Source organism: Labrys sp. HAY1-8F, from assembly GCF_056754975.1.
The window spans coordinates 1,397,249-1,416,774 of record NZ_JBPGWZ010000002.1 but is presented as its reverse complement, the minus strand read 5'-3'; the positions used below and the strand labels follow the sequence as shown (position 1 = coordinate 1,416,774).

Here is a 19,526-nt window from a genome sequence, read left to right as displayed (position 1 = left end):
AGATATGAGGTTTTCCGGCAGGGTCGGGCTGTCACCAGCCTGGCAGTTCTTGTCTTGCGGCAGCACTGTTTCTTGCGAAGGAGCATTCCCGCGAACGCCTCTTTCAACCCATCAGTGCGAGAATGGCCTTCGCCATGTCCGGAGCGCGATTGCGCAGCGGGCCTTGGAGACGACCATAGATGGTGAAGATGGCGGGCTGGGCGACGATGCCCAGCGCCATCGCGGTCAAGAGGTCGGCGTCCCGCTGGGGAATGTCCTTGCGTTGCATGGCTCCGGCAAAAATCGAGCGCACGGCCTCGACGACGTTCTTGTCGGTTTCATCGGGCACTTCGGCCAGATGGGTGTGCTGGGAGAGCAGCAGGAAGGTGAACAGGGCCCGATCCTCGTCGAAAAGTTCGCAGAAGACCTCGACGATCCGCATGATCTTGGCATCGAACCGAGGATGGGCCTGGTCGGCGGCGAGGATATCGGCCGCAAGCCTGGCATAGCCATCGAGGAACAGGGAGCGTGACAGGGCGTCCTTGGAGGCGAAATGGCGGTAGAGAGCTGCCTCCGCCACGCCGACGGCGCCGGCGATATCGCGGATGGAGGTCCCTGACACCCCTTTATCGGCGAACAGGCGCAGGGCCTCCGTCACGATCTTGGCGCGGGTCTTCGATCCGTCACGCATGGTTCTCGCCCGTTCCATCCTGGATGGCCTTGGCCGGAACCGGTGCTTCCGATTCGACTGCCTTGTCCGCGAGGGTCTTGGAATCGGCGGCAGGACGAGCCGGGGCGGCGAGCGGAGCGGGCTGTGGGCGGTGAGAGTCAGGCTCGGTGCCATTGCCCTGCGCAGATGAAGGCGCGGCGGGCAGAATCTCGGCAGGTTTGGACGAATCGGGCAAGCCCGGCAGCGGAGCAGGGGGGGTGACCTTGGCCTCGCCGGTGCCCGCACTGGCATTGGCCTGGCGCTCCTTCAGCATCTTGTTAAGGCCGACATAGTCGGTCTTGCCGGTGCCCATCACCGGCATGGCATCGATGATCATGATCTCCGAGGGGATCATCAATTCGGCGGCGTGCTTGTAGCGCAGATGCGCGATCACATCGGCGCGGTTGGCCTGCTTGTGCGGCGTGATCAGCACCAGCCGCTCGCCCTTGCGCGGATCGGGGGTCGCCAGCACGGCGACCGGGCTCTCCGGCCACAGATCGGCGAGCATCGACTCGACCGCGGCGAGCGAAACCATCTCGCCGCCGATCTTGGCGAAGCGCTTGGCGCGGCCCTTGATGGCGATGAAGCCCTGCGGGTCGATGGTGACGATGTCGCCGGTGTCGTACCAGCCTTCCTCGGGCGCGGTGATCTCGCCTGGCTGATCGGCCTTGAGATAGCCCAGCATCACATTGGGGCCGCGCACATGCAGGCGCCCGCCTTCCTCGATGCCCGGGATTTCCTCCAGCCGCGTCTCCATGTCGGGTAGTGCCCGGCCGACGGTGCCGTTCTTGTTGAACATCGGCGTGTTCAGCGCCAGCACCGGCGAGGTCTCGGTGACGCCATAGCCCTCCAGGATGCGCAGACCGAACTTCTCGTTATAGGCCCGCCGCGTCTCCACTTTCACCGGCTCAGCGCCGGCCACGACATAGCGCAGCGAGCGGAAGTCGTAGGGGTTGGCCATCTTGGCATAGCCGGCGAGGAAGGTGTCGGTGCCGAACAGGGCGGTGGCGTTGGTGCCGTAGATCAACTCGGGAATGATGCGATAGTGCAGCGGTGTTGGGTAGAGATAGAGCCTGACGCCGTTGACGAGCGGCAGGATCATGCCGCCGGTCAGGCCGAAGGAATGGAACACCGGCAGTACGTTGAAGACGATGTCGCCGGGGCCGAAATCGATGCGGGCGCCGACCTGCGCGATGTTGGAGAGAATGTTGCGGTGCGACAGCACCACGCCCTTTGGTGCCCCCTCCGAACCCGAGGTGAACAGGACGGCGGCAGGGGCGTCCGGCGCGGGCTTGGCATGGGCCCGTCCGGCGCCGAGGAGGCCCCTCAGCTTGTCGGCGGTGCCGACTTCGGCGCGCACATCCTCCAGCCAGACGAAGCGGACATGCGCCTCCATCGCGGCCACGACGTCACCGAGCCGGCCCTTCTCCACGAAGGCGCGGGACGATAGCACCGTCTTCACCTGCGCGGTCTTGCAGGCCGAGATCAGGTTGGCCTGGCCGGCCGAGAAGTTCAGCATGGCCGGAAGGCGACCGATCGACTGCAGGGCGAAGAAGGTGACGGCGACGGCATTGGCGTTGGGCAGGAGCACGCCGACATGTTCGCCAGGCGCTGTGAAGGCTTCGAACTTGCGTCCGAGGACGTTGATGCCGATGAGCAGGCGCTTATAGGTGAGGCTGCCGCTGACCGGATCCTCCAGCACCACCCGCTTGCGGCCATATTTGTCGGCAGCCGCCACCAAAGCGCGGAAGAGATCGGTGTCGACGGAACTCGTCTTGTAGATGAGGTCCGACATCACGTCGTAGAGGGCGGCGCCGGCGGCCTGGCGGCGTTTCTTGCCGCGCAGGGTCTCGTCGATCGTGAGGCGTGTCGGCTCGGTGAAGGTCACCGTCACCTTCGGGAACCAGCGGCGCGAGACCTTGTTGGCGTCGAGCCTGGTAAAGGGCGTGCGCTCCAGGCCGTCGATACGCATGGGCACGATGTCGGCATGCGACTTGTCGGCGATCAGGCCGGCACCGTCATAGACCTTCATCAAGGCGCCGGTGACGGTGAGCCGCCCCTCGGGGAAGATCACCAGGGTTTCGCCGGCCTTTACAGCATTGATCAGCCCGCGCGTCGCCATCGGCTTGGTGGGGTCGAGCGGATAGGCCCGGCAGATCTTCAGGAAGGGCTTGACCCACCAGGCCTTGGCGATTGTGTGATCGATGGCGAACACCGGGTCCTTGTCAAGCAGGGCCAGGACCAGGCCGGCATCGAGAAAGCTGACATGATTGATCGCGATGATGCGATGGGGTGTCGGCGTCTCCAGGTTCTCGATGCCCTTGACCTCGAGGCGATAGATCAGCCGGTAGAGCAGCAGGATGAGGTCACGGAAGCGGCTCATCGGCAGGACGTAGAGCAGGACGATGCCGGCGATGATGTTGAGGATGGCGATGCCCAGAAACGCGACCGGCGTGGTCAGGCCGAATTGGGATTGCAGCAGGGAGAGGCCACCGGCGCCTGCGACCATGAATATGGCGGTGATCACGTTGCCGCCGGCGATGACGCGGGCCCGTTCATCCTTGGGAGCCCAGTGCTGTACGGCGGCGTAGGCGGGAACGATGAACAGACCTGCTGCGACGGCAGTCAGGATCAGCACGAGCGTGGTCTGAATGCCGTTGGCGCTGGCAAGGTAGCTCATGACGCCCAATGGCACTTCGGAGCGCGTGGTCGCGAAGGCGATCACCGCTACGACAAGGCAGAACACGCCCATCAGGATGCAACCGATCGGCGAGAGCAGCAGGATGATGCGGCCGGCGGCGAGGCGGGCCGCCAGGATCGAACCGAGGGCGATGCCAATCGAGAAAGCGGTGAAGAACAGCGAGTTCACCGTATTGTCGCCGCCGATGACATCATGGGCGAGCGATGTCGTCAGGGATAGGATGACAATGCCGATCAGCCAGAACCAGGCTACGGCGAGCGATCCGATCAGGAGCTTACGGTCGGCTGCGACCAGGCGGACCAACTGGTAGCTGGAACGCACGACATTCCAATCGACCTTGAGGTCCGGCGCCGCTTGTCCCGTCGGTGGAATTGCGCGAGCGAACCACCAGCACGCCACGGCGATCACGATCATGACGCCGGCTACCAGCGGGCTGGGCAGATCGGGTGCGACGATATTGGCACCGAGTGTGCCGATCAGGATCGAAAGAAAGGTACCGGCTTCGATCAGGCCATTGCCGGCCGGCAGTTCTTCAGGCGCGAGATGGTCGGGCAGGATGCCGTATTTGACTGGAGTGAACAGGGTTCCCAGGACCCCCATCGCCAACATGCTGAAGAGCAGCACGGGAACCGAATGCATCGCGAAGCCGACAGCAGCGATGGCAATGATGACAATCTCGACCAGCTTGATGCGTTGCGCCACGACGGCCTTGTCGTAGCGGTCGGCCATCTGGCCCGCCAGACCGGACAGGATCAGCCCCGGTGCGACCAGCAGGGCGCTTGCCAGGGAAACCAGGCTGTTGCTGCCTTCCATCGGCGCCGTCTGGGCGATGCCGTAGACAGCCAGGACGATCAGGGCCTGTTTGATGAAATTGTCGTTGAAGGCGCTGAAGAACTGGCTCCAGAACAGGGGCCAGAAGCGGCGGGCGGACATCAGCGATGCGAGCATCGGCGTGGTTCCTGGATGGGCGCGTACCGGGCGCGGGAGAATCGCATTTAAGTTAGCGTTCGTTCACTAACTTAAAATGTATGGTAAACGGCGTCAAGGCGGGGGAGGTTGGCGCAGGTCCGGCATGTGCGCCGCTGCACAATGGCTGGAGCCATCGGTATCGCGTGGCCATCCTAGAGCAAAACGCGTTCAAGTGTGAACGCTTATTTCCTCTAACTCTTTGTTTCGACGCGTCTTTGCAATTCTTGGTGATCCCGTCTCTTCGCAAAACGCTTTAGCCTTCGCGCCTGACGACTTCCAGGAAGAGTTCGCCGTAGCGCTCCAGCTTCGCCTGCCCCACGCCCGGTAGGGCCAGAAATTCGGGCAGGGTGCCGGGGCGCTCGCTCGCCATGGCGCGCAATGTGGTGTCGGCAAAGATCATGTAGGGCGGCACGCTTTGCTCGCGGGCGAGTCGACTGCGCTCGGTGCGAAGGGCGGCGAACAGGGCGCCGTCGCGTTCCGACATCTCGACCTCACCCCGCCGAGCGCGTTTTGCCTCGGTGCTCTTGCGTGGCCGGTCGCGGCGGAAGACGATTTGCCGCTCGCCCTTGAACACGGCCCGGGCCTCTTCGGCGAGGATCAGGGCGCCATGAGCCTCGTGGTTGACATTGACGAGGCCGGCGGCGGTGAGCTGGCGCAGCACAGATTGCCAGGTACGCGCCTCGATGTCCTTGCCGGCCCCGAAGACAGGCTGGTTGTCGTGGCCGAAGCGCTGGACTTTCTCCGTGACCTTGCCGGTGAGCACGTCGATGATATGGGCGGCGCCGAACATCTGACCGGTGCGGTAGATAGCGGCCATCGCCTTGACCGCGGCATCGGTGCCGTCCCAGCTCTCGACCGGCGAAAGGCAGGTATCGCAATTGCCGCAACGGCCGGGATGGGTCTCGCCGAAATGAGCGAGGATGGCCTTGCGCCGGCATTCGGCGGTTTCGCAGATGCCGAGCAGGGCGTTGAGCTTGCCGAGTTCGACCCGCTTCACCGTCTCCGGCGCATTGCCCTCCTGGATCATGCGGCGGCGCTGTACCACATCGGCCATGCCGTAGCTCATCCAGGCATCCGAGGGTAGGCCATCGCGCCCCGCGCGGCCCGTCTCCTGGTAATAGGCTTCCACCGAGGCCGGGATATCGAGATGGGCGACATAGCGTACATCAGGCTTGTCGATGCCCATGCCGAAGGCAACCGTAGCGACCAGGCAGAGATCTTCCTCCTCCAGGAAGGCGTCCTGGTTGGCGCTACGAACAGCCACTTCCAGGCCCGCATGATAGGGTAAAGCGCGGATACCCTGCTCGTTCAGCCATTGCGCCGTTTCCTCGACCTTGGCGCGCGATAGGCAGTAGACGATACCGCTATTGCCCTTGTGCGCAGCCAGGAAGGCCAGCAATTGCCGGCGGGCGTTGTCACGCTCGACGATGGCGTAGCTGATGTTGGGCCGGTCGAAGCTGGTGGCGAAGACCTCGGCCTCGTTGAGACCGAGCCGCTCGATGATGTCGGCGCGAGTGACCGGGTCGGCCGTGGCAGTGAGGGCGATGCGGGGCACACCGGGGAAGGAAGCGGCGAGGCCGCCGAGTTCGCGATATTCGGGCCGGAAGTCGTGACCCCATTGGCTGACGCAATGGGCCTCGTCGATGGCGAAGAGCGCGATGTCGGCATCGGCGATCAGCGACTGGAAACCCTGTGTCGCCACACGCTCGGGGGCGACGTAGAGCAGGTCGAGCTTGCCGTCCATCAGGGAGCGGCGGACCTTGTAGGCTTCCTCGCGCGACAGCGAGGAATTGAGCGCCGCCGCGCGCACGCCAGCCTGTTTGAGCGCCTCGACCTGGTCGCGCATCAGGGCGATCAGCGGCGAGACCACGATGCCGACGCCGCGCCGGCACAAAGCCGGGATCTGGTAGCACAGCGACTTGCCGGCCCCGGTCGGGAACAGCACCACCGCATCGCCGCCCTCGGTGACATGGCGCACCACCGCCTCCTGCTGGCCGCGAAAGGCGCTGTAGCCGAATATGGCGTTGAGGACGGAGAGAGGATCTTGAGGAGAAGAGCGGGTCATGCCTGCAGGATGCACCTTTGGAGCCTGATTCCATTCCAGGGACATCATGGACACTTACCCGACAGGGGCCATGATTCGAAAATCTCCCGCGTCAATTTCCCACGCTGACAGGCAATTGCCGTGGAGCGGTCGCGGTCGCGAATGCCGGCAATGTGCCCTTCGGCCAGAAGGCGGGTTACACCCGCAACACCGTTGACGGTCTGCCGAGATAGAGATAGTTATGTTATAACGTTTCATACAAATGAAGCCCATTCTGGCGCCCGCGGCATCGTCATGTCCGGGGGCGCTCGCAACGGATCAAGGAATTCCGACATCATGCAGCCCGCGCCGCAGACACCCGTCACCGTCCTCACTGGCTATCTCGGAGCAGGCAAGACCACGCTTCTCAACCGCATCCTGACCGAGAGCCACGGCAGGAAATATGCTGTCATCGTCAACGAGTTCGGCGAAGTCGGCATCGACAATGATCTCGTCGTCGATACCGACGAGGAGATCTTCGAGATGAACAATGGTTGCATTTGCTGCACGGTGCGCGGCGATCTTATCCGCATCATCGAGGGTCTGATGCGCCGGCGCGACCGCTTCGATGCCATCCTGATCGAGACGACCGGGCTGGCCGATCCCGCGCCGGTCGCCCAGACTTTCTTCGTCGACGACGATGTGCGCGCCAAGACCAGGCTCGATTCGATCGTCACCGTGGTCGACGCCAGGCATCTGCTTGGCGAAATCGAGACAGCGCATGAGGCCCAGGAGCAGCTCGCCTTTGCCGATACGATCCTCCTCAACAAGACCGATCTGGTCACGGCCAGGGAACTCGAACGGGTGGTGAAGCGGATCCGCCGCATCAATCCCACCGCTACCCTCCACGAGACACGCCGCTGCGATATCGCGCTCGACAAGGTGCTGGATCGCGGTGCCTTCGACCTCGACCGCATCCTGGAAGCCGAACCCGATTTTCTTGCAGGATTCCATGACCATGAGCATGACGACCATGTCGGCAGCTTCGCCCTCGTTGCCCGCGAGCCGCTCGACCCCGGCAAGTTCATGCCCTGGCTGAACATGATCGTGCAGCAATTCGGCACCGACATGCTTCGGCTGAAAGGCATCATCGCCTTCGACGGCGATCCCCAGCGCTTCGTGGTGCAGGGTGTGCATATGCTGATCGAGGGCGATCATCAGCGCCCCTGGAAGCCGGAAGAGGAGCGCAGGAGCCGTTTGGTGTTCATCGGGCGTAATCTGCCGAAAGACGTGATCGAACAGGGGTTCCTGGCCTGTCGGGCCTAAAGCGTTTTGCTCCAGGTGAGGGAAGGCGCGTGCTGAGGCGGGAAAACAGGGCTCGCCATCGGCCGCCACCCGCTTTGCATATTCGCTTGACCGCGATCGGGACACCCCGGTAACTGTGGCACTGACGGTTCCCGTCGGGTGCGAGCCCGATGGGAGTAATAGGGAACACGGTCCGGCTTTCTCGAAGCCCATGCCGTGGCTGCCCCCGCAACTGTAGGCGGATTGCCGAGCATCCTCGTGGCGCCAAAAGCGCCATGCCACTGTGGGTGACCCCATGGGAAGGCAGAGGCAAGGCCGATATCCGTGAGCCAGGAAACCTGCCGTCATCTCGATCAATCCCATGTCACGGGCGGGGATGCCCGGAACAGGAGACAATGTGACGTTTCTTCCCGCCATCTCGGGCCGTCGCCCACCTGTTCCCTCCGCTTCGCGCCATCAGACCCTCTGCCATAGCTTGGCCTGAGGGCGTTTCCCGTTTTCGGCCCTGCGCCGAACAGCGCCATCTTCCTATCGCGAACCGAGAGAACGTCATGACTTTTCCCAAGACAAGGGCCCGCTGGAGCAAGGCCTGCTGGTCGAGCTTCGCCGTCATGCTTGCGGCCGGCTTCAGCCTGACGCTGAGCATCGATCCAGCCGCCGCCCAGGCGACCAAATATCCGCTCAAGATCACCAATTGCGGACGCACCGTCACCTTCGACCATGCTCCGCAGCGCACTGTCTCCGTCGGTCAGAGCGGTACGGAGGTTCTCTACCTTCTCGGTCTTGCCGACAAGGTGGTGGGGACGGCCGTCTGGTTCGGCCCGGTTCTGCCGGGCTATGAAGAGGCCAACGTCAAGATTCCGCGCCTGGCCGACAATGATCCGAGCTTCGAAAGCGTAATCGCCAAGAAACCCGACCTCGTGACCGCCCAGTTCCAGTGGCATGTCGGCCCCAGTGGCATCGTCGGCAAGCCCGAGCAGTTCGAGGAACTAGGTGTCCAGACCTATGTTTCGCCCGCTGATTGCGTCGGCAAGGACAATTCCAGCGGTGGCGACGGCACCCGCGGCACCCTTTTCACCATGGATCTGGTCTATCAGGAGATCAGGGAACTCGCCGAGATCTTCGACGTGCAGGAGCGCGGCTCGAAGGTCATCGCGGACCTGAAGGCACGCGAGGAAGCTGCCCGCCGCAAGATCGCCGCCGGCGATGGCAAGGTCTCGGCTGCCTTCTGGTTTTCGAGCGCCAAGGTCGATGTCGATCCCTATATGGCCGGCAAGAACAGCGTCCCAGGCTACATCATGTCCGTCCTGGCTGTCCGGAACATCGTGGAAAGCGAGGAGGAATGGCCGAGCGTCGGTTGGGAGACCGTCGCCAAGGCCGATCCCACCATCATCGTCGCCGGCAGGATGGACCGTCGCCGCTATCCCGCCGACGACATCGCCGTGAAGCTCAATTTCCTCAAGACCGATCCGGTGGCGAGCCTGATGCCGGCCGTCAAGCAGGGCCATGTCGTGGAAATGGACGTCCAGGCCATGCAGCCGAGCGTGCGTGTCGTCGACGGCATCGAGATGCTCGCCAATGCCATCCAGCGTTTCGGCCTGAAGCGTTGAGATGAACCGCGCTGTCACGCGATTGCTGGCAATCGGCATGCTGGCGCTGGCCGTGCTGGTGTTGGCGCTCTGGCTGGGCGCCGCCATCGGCGAGACGGCCATCCCGATGGAGGTGGTGGCCAAGACGGCGGCCAACCGCCTGTGGGGGGCCGGCTACATTCTCGATCGCATCGATGAAGGCATCGTGTGGAACTACAGGCTGAGCCGCGCCGTCGTCGCGGCCTGCTGCGGCGCGGCCCTGGCGCTGTCGGGTGTCGTGCTGCAGTCGCTGCTGCGCAATGTCCTGGCCGATCCCTATGTGCTCGGCATCTCGGCCGGGGCATCGACGGGGGCAGTTGGGGTCGCCATTCTCGGCCTCGGCGCAGGATTTTTGAGCCTGCCGGCCGGCGCCTTTCTCGGTGCGCTGGTGGCCTTCGGTTTCGTCGCCTTGCTGGCGATGCGATCGGGGCGCGGAACCGGCGCGGTGATCCTCGCCGGCGTGGCTGGGTCTCAGCTTTTCAATGCCCTGACCTCCTTCATCGTCACCAAGGCGGCCAATGCCGAACAGGCGCGGGGCATCATGTTCTGGCTGCTGGGCAATCTTTCGGGCGTGCGCTGGCCGGATGTCTGGCTGGCCCTGCCGATCACGGCCGTGGGGCTGCTGGTCTGCCTCTGGCACGCTCGCGCGCTTGATGCCTTCACCTTCGGCACGGAATCGGCGGCATCCCTCGGCATTTCCGTCCGGCGCGCTTATGTCGTGCTCGTCGGCGTCGCGGCGATGATGACGGCGGTGATGGTCAGCATCGTCGGATCGATCGGCTTCGTCGGTCTGGTGATTCCGCACGCCGCGCGGATGGTGGTGGGCGTGCGCAATGGGCGATTGTTGCCGGCCAGCGCCCTGATCGGCGCCGTCTTCATGATCGTCGCGGACATTCTGTCCCGAATCATCATCCCCGGCCAGGTCCTGCCGATCGGGGTGATCACGGCCCTTGTCGGCGCGCCGGCCTTCGCTCTCATCCTCAGCCAGAGAAAGGCGACGGCATGAGCCTGTCGGCACGCAATCTGTCCTGGTCGGCGGGCGGGGCCTCGATCCTGCAGGGTGTATCGCTGGAGGTTCGTCCGGGCGAGTTGCTCGGCATCATCGGCCCGAATGGCTCGGGCAAGACCAGCCTGATGTCCCTGCTGGCCGGTATCCGCCGCCCGCAGGGCGGCGAGGTGTTGCTGTCGGGCCAGCCACTCCACGCCTTGGCTCGCCGCGAAATCGCGCGCCGGATCGCTCTGGTCGAGCAACAGGCCGAGACGGCCGATCGCATTACCGCCCGCCAGGCCGTGGAACTCGGGCGGACGCCGCATCTGGGTGCCTTCATGCCCTGGTCTGGCAAGGACGATGCCATCGTCGACCTCGCACTGGAGGAGGTTGCCATGACCAGCCTTGCCGCTCGCCTGTGGCATACGCTCTCGGGCGGCGAGCGCCAGCGCCTCCACATCGCCCGCGCCTTGGCGCAACAGCCCGAAATCCTGCTTCTCGACGAGCCCACCAATCATCTCGATATCGGCCACCAGATCGGCCTGCTGCATCTGGTTCATCGCCAGAACCTCACTGTCGTGGCGGCCCTGCATGATCTCAATCATGCGGCGATGTTCTGCGATCGGGTCGCGCTGATGCAGGCGGGGCGGATCGAGGCGATCGGTCCTCCGTCCGAGGTGCTGACGGCTTCGCGCATCCAGTCGGTCTTCGGTGTCGCCGCTGAGGTTGTCCACGACGGTACCGGTGGCTGTTTCATCCGCTATCGGCATCCGGATCTTCCAGTGCCGCGGCCGGGCTGGGTCGCGGCTGCGTCATGACGCGGGCTCAACCGACAGATGAGGAGGGCCGACGGATGACGGGCGCCAGTTCAGCGAATTTCGATCTCAAGGAAGAGATCCGTGATTATTGGTCGAGGCGTTCGGAAACCTTCGACCGCGCCTTCGGGCATCATATTCCCGAAGGGCCGGAATTCGAGGCCTGGGCCGCGGCGATCCGCGATCATCTCGGTACCGAACCGCGCCGGATCCTCGATCTGGCTTGTGGGACGGGCGAGATCACCAAGCTGCTGCTGGCGCTCGGCCACGAGGTCACGGCCCTGGATTTCTCCGAGGCCATGTTGGCGGTGGCCCGTCGCAAGCATGCCGGCCGGCAGCGCCTGCGCTTCCGGCTCGGCGACGCCGAGAACACCATGGAACCGGAAGGCGCCTATGACGCGGTCGTCTGCCGGCATCTGGTCTGGACACTGACCGAGCCGCAGAAGGCCTTTGCCGATTGGTATCGCGTGCTGAAGCCGGGCGGCAGATTGCTATTCTTCGACGGGGATTGGGCCAGGCCCACCAGGGTCGGCCGGATGGCGTCCAAGCTCATCGCCCTGATCGACCGCCTCGGCGGTGCCGATCCCTATTATGACGGCGCGATGAGCGAGCGCCATGCCCGCATCATGGAGAGGCTGCCTTTCGGTAGGGGGCTACGGAGCGCCGATCTCCTTCCGTTCCTGGAGCAGGCCGGTTTCAGGAATATCGTGATCTCTTCGCATCGGCCGATTGCCGCTGCCCAAAGGCGCCAGGCCGATCTGCGCAACCGGCTGCGTAGCCATCTCTACCAGCGCTTCATCATCTGCTGCCGCAAGTGAGGCCTCCGCGACCGGTCGCCTTGCATGGCTGTCCGGCAGGAACCATATGATCGAGATCAGTCTCGAAGGACCTCAGGCGGAGAGTGCCATAGGCGCTAACTTTGCGAGTGTAGGCGCCTGAAACGAGGTGTGCCGATCTCCAGATCGGCATCTTCCTGCCGGCAAGCACGGCGCTTCCAAGATGGTCGATCTGGAGATCGACCCACCAGATAAGCACCGAGAGAGCCCGTCTTGTCTTCCCTCTGGAGTAGGGAGAGAAAACAAGCACGATAACTGATGACGCCGCCGGGGCTGGGGTTTATGGTCCGTGCCGGGACGCTATCAAGGTCTGTGAACAAGGACGTTACATATGGCTTCGAAACTCGAACAATTGCGCGCCATGACGGTCGTAGTTGCCGATACCGGCGATATCGACTCGATCAAGGCGCTCAAGCCGGTCGATTGCACCACCAATCCGAGCCTGCTGCTCAAGGCCGCCGAGATGCCGGCCTATGACCATTTGATCGCGGAAGCCGTGAGCTGGGGCGGCAAGCAGGGCGGCAGCAAGGAAGGCACCGTCGCAGCCATCGCCGATCGCCTGGCCGTCTCCTTCGGCGCGGAACTCACCAAGCTCGTTCCCGGCCGTGTCTCGACGGAGGTCGACGCCGACCTCTCCTTCGATACGCAGGCGACCATCGCCAAGGCGCATGCCATCATCGCCGACTACAAATCCCGCGGCATCGAGCGCGATCGCATCCTGATCAAGATCGCCTCGACCTGGGAGGGCATCCGTGCGGCCGAGGTGCTGCAGAAGGAAGGGATCGACTGCAACCTGACCCTGTTGTTCTCTCAGGCCCAGGCCGTGGCTTGCGGCGATGTCGGCGTGTTCCTGATCTCGCCCTTCGTCGGCCGTATCCTCGACTGGCATGTCAAGAATGACGGCCGTACCTTCACGCCGGAAGAAGATCCGGGCGTGATCTCGGTCAGGGGCATCTATGCCGACTACAAGGCACGTGGCGTCAAGACGGTGGTGATGGGCGCTTCCTTCCGTTCCACCGGCGAGATCGAGGCGCTGGCCGGTTGCGATCGTCTCACCATCGCCCCGAACCTGCTGCAGGCACTCGAGGCGGACGAGGGCACGCTGGAGCGCAAGCTCTCCCCCGACAATCATGCTTCGGCCCCCACGACGGGCAAGATCGACGAACGCGCCTTCCGCTGGGCGATGAACGAGGATGCGATGGCGACCGAGAAGCTCGCCGAAGGCATTCGCGGCTTCGCCAAGGATCTGGGCAAGCTGCGTACGCTCCTTGCCAAGCGCGTCGAGGGCACGGCCCAAGCCGCATGACCTTGGCTGCTTGATCGTCGTATCGTGAGCCGAGCCTTTACCCAGGACGGCCAGGAAGGGGAGGACGCACAGGTCCTTCCCGAGCGGCCGGTCTCGAGCGAGCGCAATCTCGTTACCGCGCGCGGTCTTGGCATGATCGAGGCCGAGCTTAGACAGGCGCGTTCGCTTTTCGCCACGGCCGAAGCCGCGGGCGATCGCATTGCCATGGGCAATGCATCACGCGAAATCCGCTACTGGGCCACCCGCCGGGCAACGGCGGAACGGGTGGTCCCGGGCGCTGGCGATGCAGGTATCCGCTTCGGCATGGCAGTCACGCTTCACTATCCCGACGGGCGCGAACGCATCTGGCGTATCGTCGGTGAGGATGAGGCCGATGCCGCATTGGGACGGATCAGCCATGTCTCGCCGCTGGCGAAGGCATTGTTCGGCAAGGATGTCGGTGAGGTGATTCGCGTCGGGCCACAGGAGGCCGAGATCGTGGGGATCGACACGACGCCGGAGGGCAAGCCGCAATAGCCGGCCGGACCCAAAGACCCGACCAACGAAAATGGCGGCCAGCGGCCGCCATTGCTATGCACATCCCTGCAATCAGGAAAGCTTACTCTTCCGCGAAGCCGCCGAGATGGCTCTGCGAGTAGTTCTGGATGCCGAGGCGCTCGACCAGGTCGAGCTGGGTTTCCAGGAAGTCGATATGGCCTTCCTCGTCGGTCATCAGCTCCTTGAACAGATTTTCGGAGACGAAATCCTTGACGGTGCGGCAATATTCCGCAGCCTCCTGATAGAGGGCGCGAGCCTCGCGCTCGGCGGCAAGGTCGCACTCGAGAACTTCCTTCACAGTCTGGCCGATCCGCAGCGGATCGAGCGTCTGCATGTTCGGGAAGCCTTCAAGGAAGAGGATGCGTGTGGTCAGCTTGTCGGCGTGCTGCATCTCCTCGATCGATTCGGCGCGCCACTTCTTGGCAAGGCCCAGCAGGCCCCAATTGTCGAAGATCCGGTAATGCAGCCAATATTGGTTGATCGCGGTCAGCTCGCTCCGCAAGGCCTTGTTGAGATAATCGATGACCTTCTTGTCGCCCTTCATGAGCGTTTCTCCATACTTGGTGGACTGAAAATACATTAGAAGAATTCTAAATTTAGGCAAGCCCCCAGACGCGGCAAATTTGTCCGGAGGATTTTGCCAGGGGAGGGGAAGGCACGAAGCCTCCAGTGGCCACCCAGGGGTTTCCCAGTTTATTCTCGTTCTAAACTACTGATTTATAACGATTCTATTGTTGCGTCGGGCCATTGACAAGGTGAGCTCGTCCGTCCACATCACTCTCGTCACTGCCTTTGCTCGAACCCAAGATCGCTGCGAATGATCGTCTGTTCCTGCCGTGTTTTGACCGATGAGGATTTCACCAGCACGCTCGCGACCGAGCAGCCGGGTTGTCCCCGTTCGGCTACGGAAGCCTATCGTTGCCTGGGCTGCGGACCGGAATGCGGCCGTTGCCTGATCACAGTGCGGCAGATTCTCGCCGATGCACGCGCGGCTGCGCGTTGCCATGAGTGTACCGAGGATTGCGCCCTGCGCGATATGGTTGAAGCCGCCAATACCGACGAAGTGATGCTCGACGCCGCTGAATAGGCGTCATCCCGGGCGATTGTGCGCGAGGCGCTCGTAAGGCAGCCTCCAAATGCGGTTGATCGTCGGAAATCCTGGTTCCCCCTCACGGTTGCGTTTCCTGTCCGCCGCGCCACAATAATGCCGCTCCCTATCGGCATAGGCGATTCATGCCCCAATCAGGTGACCAGGACGTTCGGACCGGCCTTGCTACGCATCTCGTGGCGTTGTGGCGGTTCGGGCTCGTGCTGTCGGGCAATGGGCAGTTCGCGGAGGAGTTGGTGCAGGCCACCTGCCTCAGGGCGCTCGAGCGCTCGCACCAGTTCATCCCGGGGACCCGCCTCGATCGCTGGCTGTTCGCCATCGAGCGTTCGATCTGGCTCAACGAGGTCCGGGCCAACAAGGTGCGCAACCCCGTCGAGCTGGAGCAGGCCGAGAACGTCCTGTCCTTTGATGGTGCGCGGCAGTTCGAAACGAATATTTTGGCTGCCCAAGTGTTGAGGCAGGTACAGGCCTTGCCTGCAGCACTGCGTGAAACCGTCTTTCTGGTCTATGCGGAAGGGCTCAGCTATGCCGAGGCGGCGGACATGCTGGCCGTACCAATCGGAACCGTCATGAGCCGCCTGGCTTCGGCCAGGCTCAGGCTCGCTCATCTAAACAAGGATACGCCGGAGGGCGGTGCGGGGGAGGCATCATGACTACGCAGGAGATGGGACCCGATGACGCCAGCCTCGTCGCCTTTCTGGATGGAGCTCTGTCGCCTGAAGAGCACGCGGGGCTGGAGGTCCGCCTTGCCCAGGAGCCGACTCTGAAGGCGAGACTGGACGCGCTCGCGGCCGGTTCGCTCCCGTTCAAACAGAGCTACGATACTCTGGCGGCGCACGCGCCCCGGCAACGTCTTGAAGCGCTTCTTGCCGAAAGCCAGACGGCGATTCCGGCGCCGGTGGTCAATGACAATGCACGGCGCTCTGGCTGGCGCATCCCGCCGGCAGCGGTCGCGGCGGCGCTCGCCTTGTTCGTGGTCGGAGCCGGGGTTGGCCGTTACGCGCCGCCCGGTCTGTGGCCGTTCCCTTCGGCGCAGCACAGCGACCATGAAGGGCCGGATGCCTGGCGCACGACGGTAGCGGAATATTGGGGGCTGACGACGTCGCAGACGCTCGACTGGATGCCGAACGATGTCTCCACCGCGCAGCGCGATCTTGCCGCGGCGACCCGCCGGCTCGGCTTCCCGCTGACACCCGAAAAGGTCAACCTGCCGGCCCAGGAGCTCAAGCGCGTCGAACTCTTCCACTACGACAATGCGCCCCTGGTCGAGATCGCCTATCTCGACGAACTGACTGGCCCGCTGGCCTTCTGCATCTATGCCAACAATCCCGGCACGGCGAGCGCACCCACGCTCGAACAGCGCAACGGCTTCAACGTGGTCTACTGGTCGGATGCCGAGCGTTCCTACATGCTGATCGGCCACGGGCCGGACGAGATCATGCAAAAGCTTGCCGCCATGCTGGCAAAACAGATCGCGGCGTGACAGTGGGCGGGTCTTTGGACCCGCCCTACCCCTTGCAATGTGTAGCGGTTCCAGGCCGGTCTGAAGAGCTGCCTCCAATTGCGCTTGCCGAGCTGGCAGAGCAGGCGGATTCTTACTCTGGAGCCGTTCAAAAGTGTGATTGACAGCGACTCGTTCTTTTGATCAACTGGTAAAAAATAAAGAGCTGATTACCAGAGGTTCAGATGACTGCACGATCCGACATTGCGCGGGGCCGTCTCGATTCCCCCACGCTCGCCAGCAATTTCTCAGACCTTCATCCGGCCTTCGACAGGCATGAGGCGCGCGTTGCCGCCGAGCGCTGCCTGTTCTGTTATGACGCGCCCTGTGTGAAGGCCTGCCCCACCTCGATCGATATTCCGATGTTTATCCGCGAGATCATGACCGGCAACACGGTTGGAGCGGCGCGGACCATCCTGGAATCCAACATCATGGGCGGCATGTGTGCTCGTGTCTGCCCGACCGAGACGCTGTGCGAGGAAGCCTGCGTCAAGGAAACCTCGGAGGGCAGGGCGGTCGAGATCGGCAACCTGCAGCGCTATGCCACCGACGAGCTCTTCGCCAAGGGCAGGCAATTGTTCAAGCGCGGTGCTCCCACCGGCAGGCGCGTCGCCGTGATCGGCGCCGGTCCGGCCGGCCTGTCCTGTGCCCACAAGCTGGCAACATTGGGCCATGAGGTCGTAGTGTTCGAGGCGCGTGAGAAAGCCGGCGGCCTCAACGAATACGGCATCGCCGCCTATAAGAGCACCGGCGGCTTTGCGCAGGCCGAGGTCGATTACATCACGGCGATCGGCGGCATCACCATCGACTATGGCAAGCGCCTCGGGCGCGACATCGAACTCTCGGATCTCGCCAAGCAATTCGACGCGGTCTTCCTCGGCATGGGGTTGGGGGACACCAACGATCTCGGCCTGGAAGAAGGTATCGAGGGCGTGATCGATGCTGTCGACTACATTGCCGCGCTGCGTCAGGCGGGAGACCTTGCGGATTTGCCGGTCGGCCGCCGCATCGTGGTGATCGGCGGCGGCATGACCGCCATCGACATCGCCTCGCAGACCAAGCGCCTGGGCGCGGAAAGCGTGACCATCGCCTATCGCCGCGGCCAGCAGCAGATGAATGCCTCCAATTACGAGCAGGAACTCGCCCAGACCGACGGCGTGCTGATCCGCCATTGGCTCAAGCCTGCGCGGCTGCATGCTGAGGATGGCAGGCTGGTGGCTGTCGAGCTCGAATATACCAGCGAGCAGGGCGGGCGACTCACGGGTACCGGCGAGACCCTCAGGCTCGAATGCGACCAGCTTTTCACCGCGATCGGGCAGTCCTTCCTGCCTGGGGAGGTCAACGGCGTGCCGCTCACGCTGGAAAAGGGACGAATTACCGTCGACGCCGAACGACGCACCTCGGTGCCCGGCATCTGGGCCGGTGGCGACTGTATCGCCGGCGGCAAAGATTTGACGGTGGCTGCGGTCGAGGACGGCAAGCAGGCCGCGCTTTCGATCGATCAAGCCCTTAAGTCCCAAGCCAAAGCTGCGTGAGGAGAAAAGACATGGCCGATCTCAGCACCAATTTCCTGGGCATCAAGTCTCCCAATCCGTTCTGGCTGGCTTCCGCGCCGCCAACCGACAAGGAATACAACGTCGTCCGTGCCTTCAAGGCGGGTTGGGGGGGCGTGGTCTGGAAGACACTCGGCGAGCAGGGGCCGCCGGTGGTCAACGTCAACGGCCCGCGCTACGGCGCCTGGCACAGCCAGGACCGCCGGGTGATGGGCTTCAACAATATCGAGCTGATCACCGACAGGCCGCTCGAGGTCAACCTGCGCGAGATCAAGCAAGTCAAGCGCGACTGGAAGGATAGGGCGCTGATCGTCTCCCTGATGGTGCCCTGCGAGGAAGACGCCTGGAAGTCGATCCTGCCCTTCGTGGAGGACACCGAGGCCGACGGCATCGAGCTGAATTTCGGCTGCCCGCACGGCATGTCGGAGCGCGGCATGGGCTCGGCCGTCGGGCAGGTGCCTGAATATGTCGAGATGGTTGCGCGCTGGTGCAAGCAATATACCCGCATGCCGGTGATCGTGAAGCTGACACCCAACATTACCGACGTGCGCAAGCCAGCCGAGGCGGCCAGGCGCGGCGGCGCCGACGCGGTATCGCTGATCAACACCATCAACTCCATCGTCTCGGTCGACATCGACACTATGCGCCCCTGGCCGAATACGGATGGCTTCGGCACCCATGGTGGCTATTGCGGCCCGGCGGTGAAGCCCATCGCACTCAGCATGGTTTCGGAGATCGCGAGAGCCGAGGCGACGCGCGGCATGCCGATCTCCGGCATCGGCGGCGTCGAGACCTGGCGTGACGCCGTGGAATTCATGGCGCTCGGCTGCGGCACCGTGCAGGTCTGCACGGCAGCCATGGTCTATGGCTTCAAGGTGGTGCAGGAGATGATCTCGGGCCTGTCCGACTGGATGGACGAGAAGGGCTATACCTCGGTCGACCAGTTCGTCGGCAAGGCCATCCCCCAGGTGACCGACTGGCAGCACCTCAATCTCGAATATGTGGTCAAGGCCCATATCGACCAGGATGCCTGCATCAAATGCGGCCGCTGCCACATTGCCTGCGAGGATACCTCGCACCAGGCCATCACCAACATGGTCGCCGGCGAGCGCAAGTTCGAGGTGATCGAGGAAGAGTGCGTGGGCTGCAATCTGTGCGCCGTGGTCTGCCCGATCGAGAACTGCATCACGCTCGAACCGGTGACCTCCGGGGTCGACAAGCGTACCGGCAGGCCGGTGGGCGGGCATCGCACCTGGAAGGAGCATCCCAACAATCCGGCGGTGTACGCCAAGGCTCCTGCCGCGGCGGAGTAGGTGGCACGCTGCTTCACCTCCCATCACCCTGCTGGAACCTTCTCCCACAAATCGAGAAGGGGCTCTGCTCGGATAGGCGAGTTTGCTTGAACAGGGCCGCGCTACAATATCCCGGCCCAATAAATTCCCTTCTCCCCTTGCGGGAGAAGGTGGCAGCAGCCGGATGAGGGGTGAAGCCCAACAGCGCAGAATGAGATTGTCATCTCTCTCCACCCACAACAGGATGCAGCGCTCTCATCGGGAAATCACGCCGGG

The 19,526-nt window shown here is 63.5% G+C and carries 16 protein-coding genes and 1 riboswitch; of the genes, 12 read left to right on the top strand and 4 right to left on the bottom strand.

What is annotated here, in order from left to right; all coding sequences use genetic code 11:
• Positions 1–103: 103 nt before the first annotated feature.
• The 3 genes from ACR9ZN_RS15565 to recQ form a co-directional block, all read right to left on the bottom strand.
• On the bottom strand, positions 104–670 hold the full coding sequence (locus ACR9ZN_RS15565; RefSeq protein ID WP_481272616.1) for a TetR/AcrR family transcriptional regulator: 567 nt from the start codon (positions 668–670) through the stop codon (positions 104–106).
• Positions 663–4,337 carry an acyl-[ACP]--phospholipid O-acyltransferase gene (locus ACR9ZN_RS15560; RefSeq protein WP_481272615.1) on the bottom strand — a complete coding sequence of 1,225 codons (3,675 nt, stop codon included), beginning with the start codon at positions 4,335–4,337 and terminating at the stop codon, positions 663–665. Before ACR9ZN_RS15560 ends, ACR9ZN_RS15565 begins: the two co-directional genes overlap by 8 nt.
• Positions 4,338–4,611: 274 nt before the next feature.
• The gene (recQ, locus tag ACR9ZN_RS15555) at positions 4,612–6,468 is read right to left on the bottom strand and encodes a DNA helicase RecQ (RefSeq protein ID WP_434959673.1); all 1,857 of its coding nucleotides are present in this window, start codon (positions 6,466–6,468) and stop codon (positions 4,612–4,614) included.
• Positions 6,469–6,738: 270 nt separating this feature from the next.
• On the opposite strand from recQ, the gene ACR9ZN_RS15550 reads away from it, so the two are divergent.
• The 7 genes from ACR9ZN_RS15550 to ACR9ZN_RS15520 all read left to right on the top strand — a co-directional run bounded on the left by ACR9ZN_RS15550 (position 6,739) and on the right by ACR9ZN_RS15520 (position 13,775).
• A complete protein-coding gene (locus tag ACR9ZN_RS15550) occupies positions 6,739–7,707 on the top strand; it encodes a CobW family GTP-binding protein (RefSeq protein WP_454814869.1) in 969 nt (322 codons plus the stop codon).
• A gap of 108 nt (positions 7,708–7,815) precedes the next feature.
• Positions 7,816–8,046: riboswitch (cobalamin riboswitch) on the top strand.
• Between the two features lie 191 nt (positions 8,047–8,237).
• On the top strand, positions 8,238–9,296 hold the full coding sequence (locus tag ACR9ZN_RS15545) for an ABC transporter substrate-binding protein (protein ID WP_454814867.1): 1,059 nt from the start codon (positions 8,238–8,240) through the stop codon (positions 9,294–9,296).
• 1 nt (position 9,297) lies between these two features.
• Entirely contained in the window at positions 9,298–10,320 is a 1,023-nt protein-coding gene (locus tag ACR9ZN_RS15540; protein ID WP_481272614.1) for a FecCD family ABC transporter permease, read from the top strand.
• Positions 10,317–11,120, top strand: coding sequence for an ABC transporter ATP-binding protein (locus ACR9ZN_RS15535; RefSeq protein ID WP_481272613.1), 804 nt, complete (start codon positions 10,317–10,319; stop codon positions 11,118–11,120). The genes ACR9ZN_RS15540 and ACR9ZN_RS15535 overlap by 4 nt, the downstream gene beginning before the upstream one ends.
• A gap of 35 nt (positions 11,121–11,155) precedes the next feature.
• Entirely contained in the window at positions 11,156–11,935 is a 780-nt protein-coding gene (locus ACR9ZN_RS15530) for a class I SAM-dependent methyltransferase (RefSeq protein ID WP_481272612.1), read from the top strand.
• A 349-nt stretch (positions 11,936–12,284) separates the two neighbouring features.
• Positions 12,285–13,259 carry a transaldolase gene (gene tal, locus ACR9ZN_RS15525; protein ID WP_441772019.1) on the top strand — a complete coding sequence of 325 codons (975 nt, stop codon included), beginning with the start codon at positions 12,285–12,287 and terminating at the stop codon, positions 13,257–13,259.
• A 24-nt stretch (positions 13,260–13,283) separates the two neighbouring features.
• Entirely contained in the window at positions 13,284–13,775 is a 492-nt protein-coding gene (locus ACR9ZN_RS15520; RefSeq protein WP_434957289.1) for a GreA/GreB family elongation factor, read from the top strand.
• An 82-nt stretch (positions 13,776–13,857) separates the two neighbouring features.
• Here ACR9ZN_RS15520 and bfr read toward each other — a convergent pair whose 3' ends face one another.
• Entirely contained in the window at positions 13,858–14,340 is a 483-nt protein-coding gene (bfr, locus tag ACR9ZN_RS15515) for a bacterioferritin (RefSeq protein WP_434957288.1), read from the bottom strand.
• 273 nt (positions 14,341–14,613) lie between these two features.
• Here bfr and ACR9ZN_RS15510 point away from each other — a divergent pair, with 273 nt between their 5' ends.
• From ACR9ZN_RS15510 to preA, 5 genes are all read left to right on the top strand, one after another.
• Positions 14,614–14,883: a (2Fe-2S)-binding protein gene (locus tag ACR9ZN_RS15510; protein WP_434957287.1), complete on the top strand. Its 270-nt coding sequence runs from the start codon at positions 14,614–14,616 to the stop codon at positions 14,881–14,883.
• 146 nt (positions 14,884–15,029) lie between these two features.
• Positions 15,030–15,557 (top strand): RNA polymerase sigma factor, encoded by a 528-nt coding sequence (locus ACR9ZN_RS15505; protein WP_454814860.1) that lies wholly within the window; start codon positions 15,030–15,032, stop codon positions 15,555–15,557.
• Positions 15,554–16,387 (top strand): anti-sigma factor family protein, encoded by an 834-nt coding sequence (locus tag ACR9ZN_RS15500; RefSeq protein WP_481272611.1) that lies wholly within the window; start codon positions 15,554–15,556, stop codon positions 16,385–16,387. Before ACR9ZN_RS15505 ends, ACR9ZN_RS15500 begins: the two co-directional genes overlap by 4 nt.
• 203 nt (positions 16,388–16,590) lie before the next feature.
• Positions 16,591–17,940: an NAD(P)-dependent oxidoreductase gene (locus ACR9ZN_RS15495; protein ID WP_441772016.1), complete on the top strand. Its 1,350-nt coding sequence runs from the start codon at positions 16,591–16,593 to the stop codon at positions 17,938–17,940.
• 11 nt (positions 17,941–17,951) lie between these two features.
• Positions 17,952–19,271, top strand: a complete 1,320-nt coding sequence (gene preA / locus ACR9ZN_RS15490) for an NAD-dependent dihydropyrimidine dehydrogenase subunit PreA (protein ID WP_454814858.1) — start codon at positions 17,952–17,954, stop codon at positions 19,269–19,271.
• Positions 19,272–19,526 lie beyond the last annotated feature (255 nt).

Excerpts from the sequence above, each read along its gene's own strand:
- ACR9ZN_RS15530 (WP_481272612.1), top strand. The coding sequence starts at position 11,156 with ATGACGGGCGCCAGTTCAGCGAATTTCGATCTCAAGGAAGAGATCCGT.
- recQ (WP_434959673.1), bottom strand. The coding sequence starts at position 6,468 with ATGTCCCTGGAATGGAATCAGGCTCCAAAGGTGCATCCTGCAGGCATG.
- bfr (WP_434957288.1), bottom strand. The coding sequence starts at position 14,340 with ATGAAGGGCGACAAGAAGGTCATCGATTATCTCAACAAGGCCTTGCGG.
- ACR9ZN_RS15565 (WP_481272616.1), bottom strand. The coding sequence starts at position 670 with ATGCGTGACGGATCGAAGACCCGCGCCAAGATCGTGACGGAGGCCCTG.
- ACR9ZN_RS15495 (WP_441772016.1), top strand. The coding sequence starts at position 16,591 with ATGACTGCACGATCCGACATTGCGCGGGGCCGTCTCGATTCCCCCACG.
- ACR9ZN_RS15545 (WP_454814867.1), top strand. The coding sequence starts at position 8,238 with ATGACTTTTCCCAAGACAAGGGCCCGCTGGAGCAAGGCCTGCTGGTCG.
- preA (WP_454814858.1), top strand. The coding sequence starts at position 17,952 with ATGGCCGATCTCAGCACCAATTTCCTGGGCATCAAGTCTCCCAATCCG.
- ACR9ZN_RS15510 (WP_434957287.1), top strand. The coding sequence starts at position 14,614 with ATGATCGTCTGTTCCTGCCGTGTTTTGACCGATGAGGATTTCACCAGC.
- ACR9ZN_RS15500 (WP_481272611.1), top strand. The coding sequence starts at position 15,554 with ATGACTACGCAGGAGATGGGACCCGATGACGCCAGCCTCGTCGCCTTT.
- ACR9ZN_RS15550 (WP_454814869.1), top strand. The coding sequence starts at position 6,739 with ATGCAGCCCGCGCCGCAGACACCCGTCACCGTCCTCACTGGCTATCTC.
- ACR9ZN_RS15560 (WP_481272615.1), bottom strand. The coding sequence starts at position 4,337 with ATGCTCGCATCGCTGATGTCCGCCCGCCGCTTCTGGCCCCTGTTCTGG.
- ACR9ZN_RS15540 (WP_481272614.1), top strand. The coding sequence starts at position 9,298 with ATGAACCGCGCTGTCACGCGATTGCTGGCAATCGGCATGCTGGCGCTG.
- ACR9ZN_RS15535 (WP_481272613.1), top strand. The coding sequence starts at position 10,317 with ATGAGCCTGTCGGCACGCAATCTGTCCTGGTCGGCGGGCGGGGCCTCG.
- tal (WP_441772019.1), top strand. The coding sequence starts at position 12,285 with ATGGCTTCGAAACTCGAACAATTGCGCGCCATGACGGTCGTAGTTGCC.
- ACR9ZN_RS15505 (WP_454814860.1), top strand. The coding sequence starts at position 15,030 with ATGCCCCAATCAGGTGACCAGGACGTTCGGACCGGCCTTGCTACGCAT.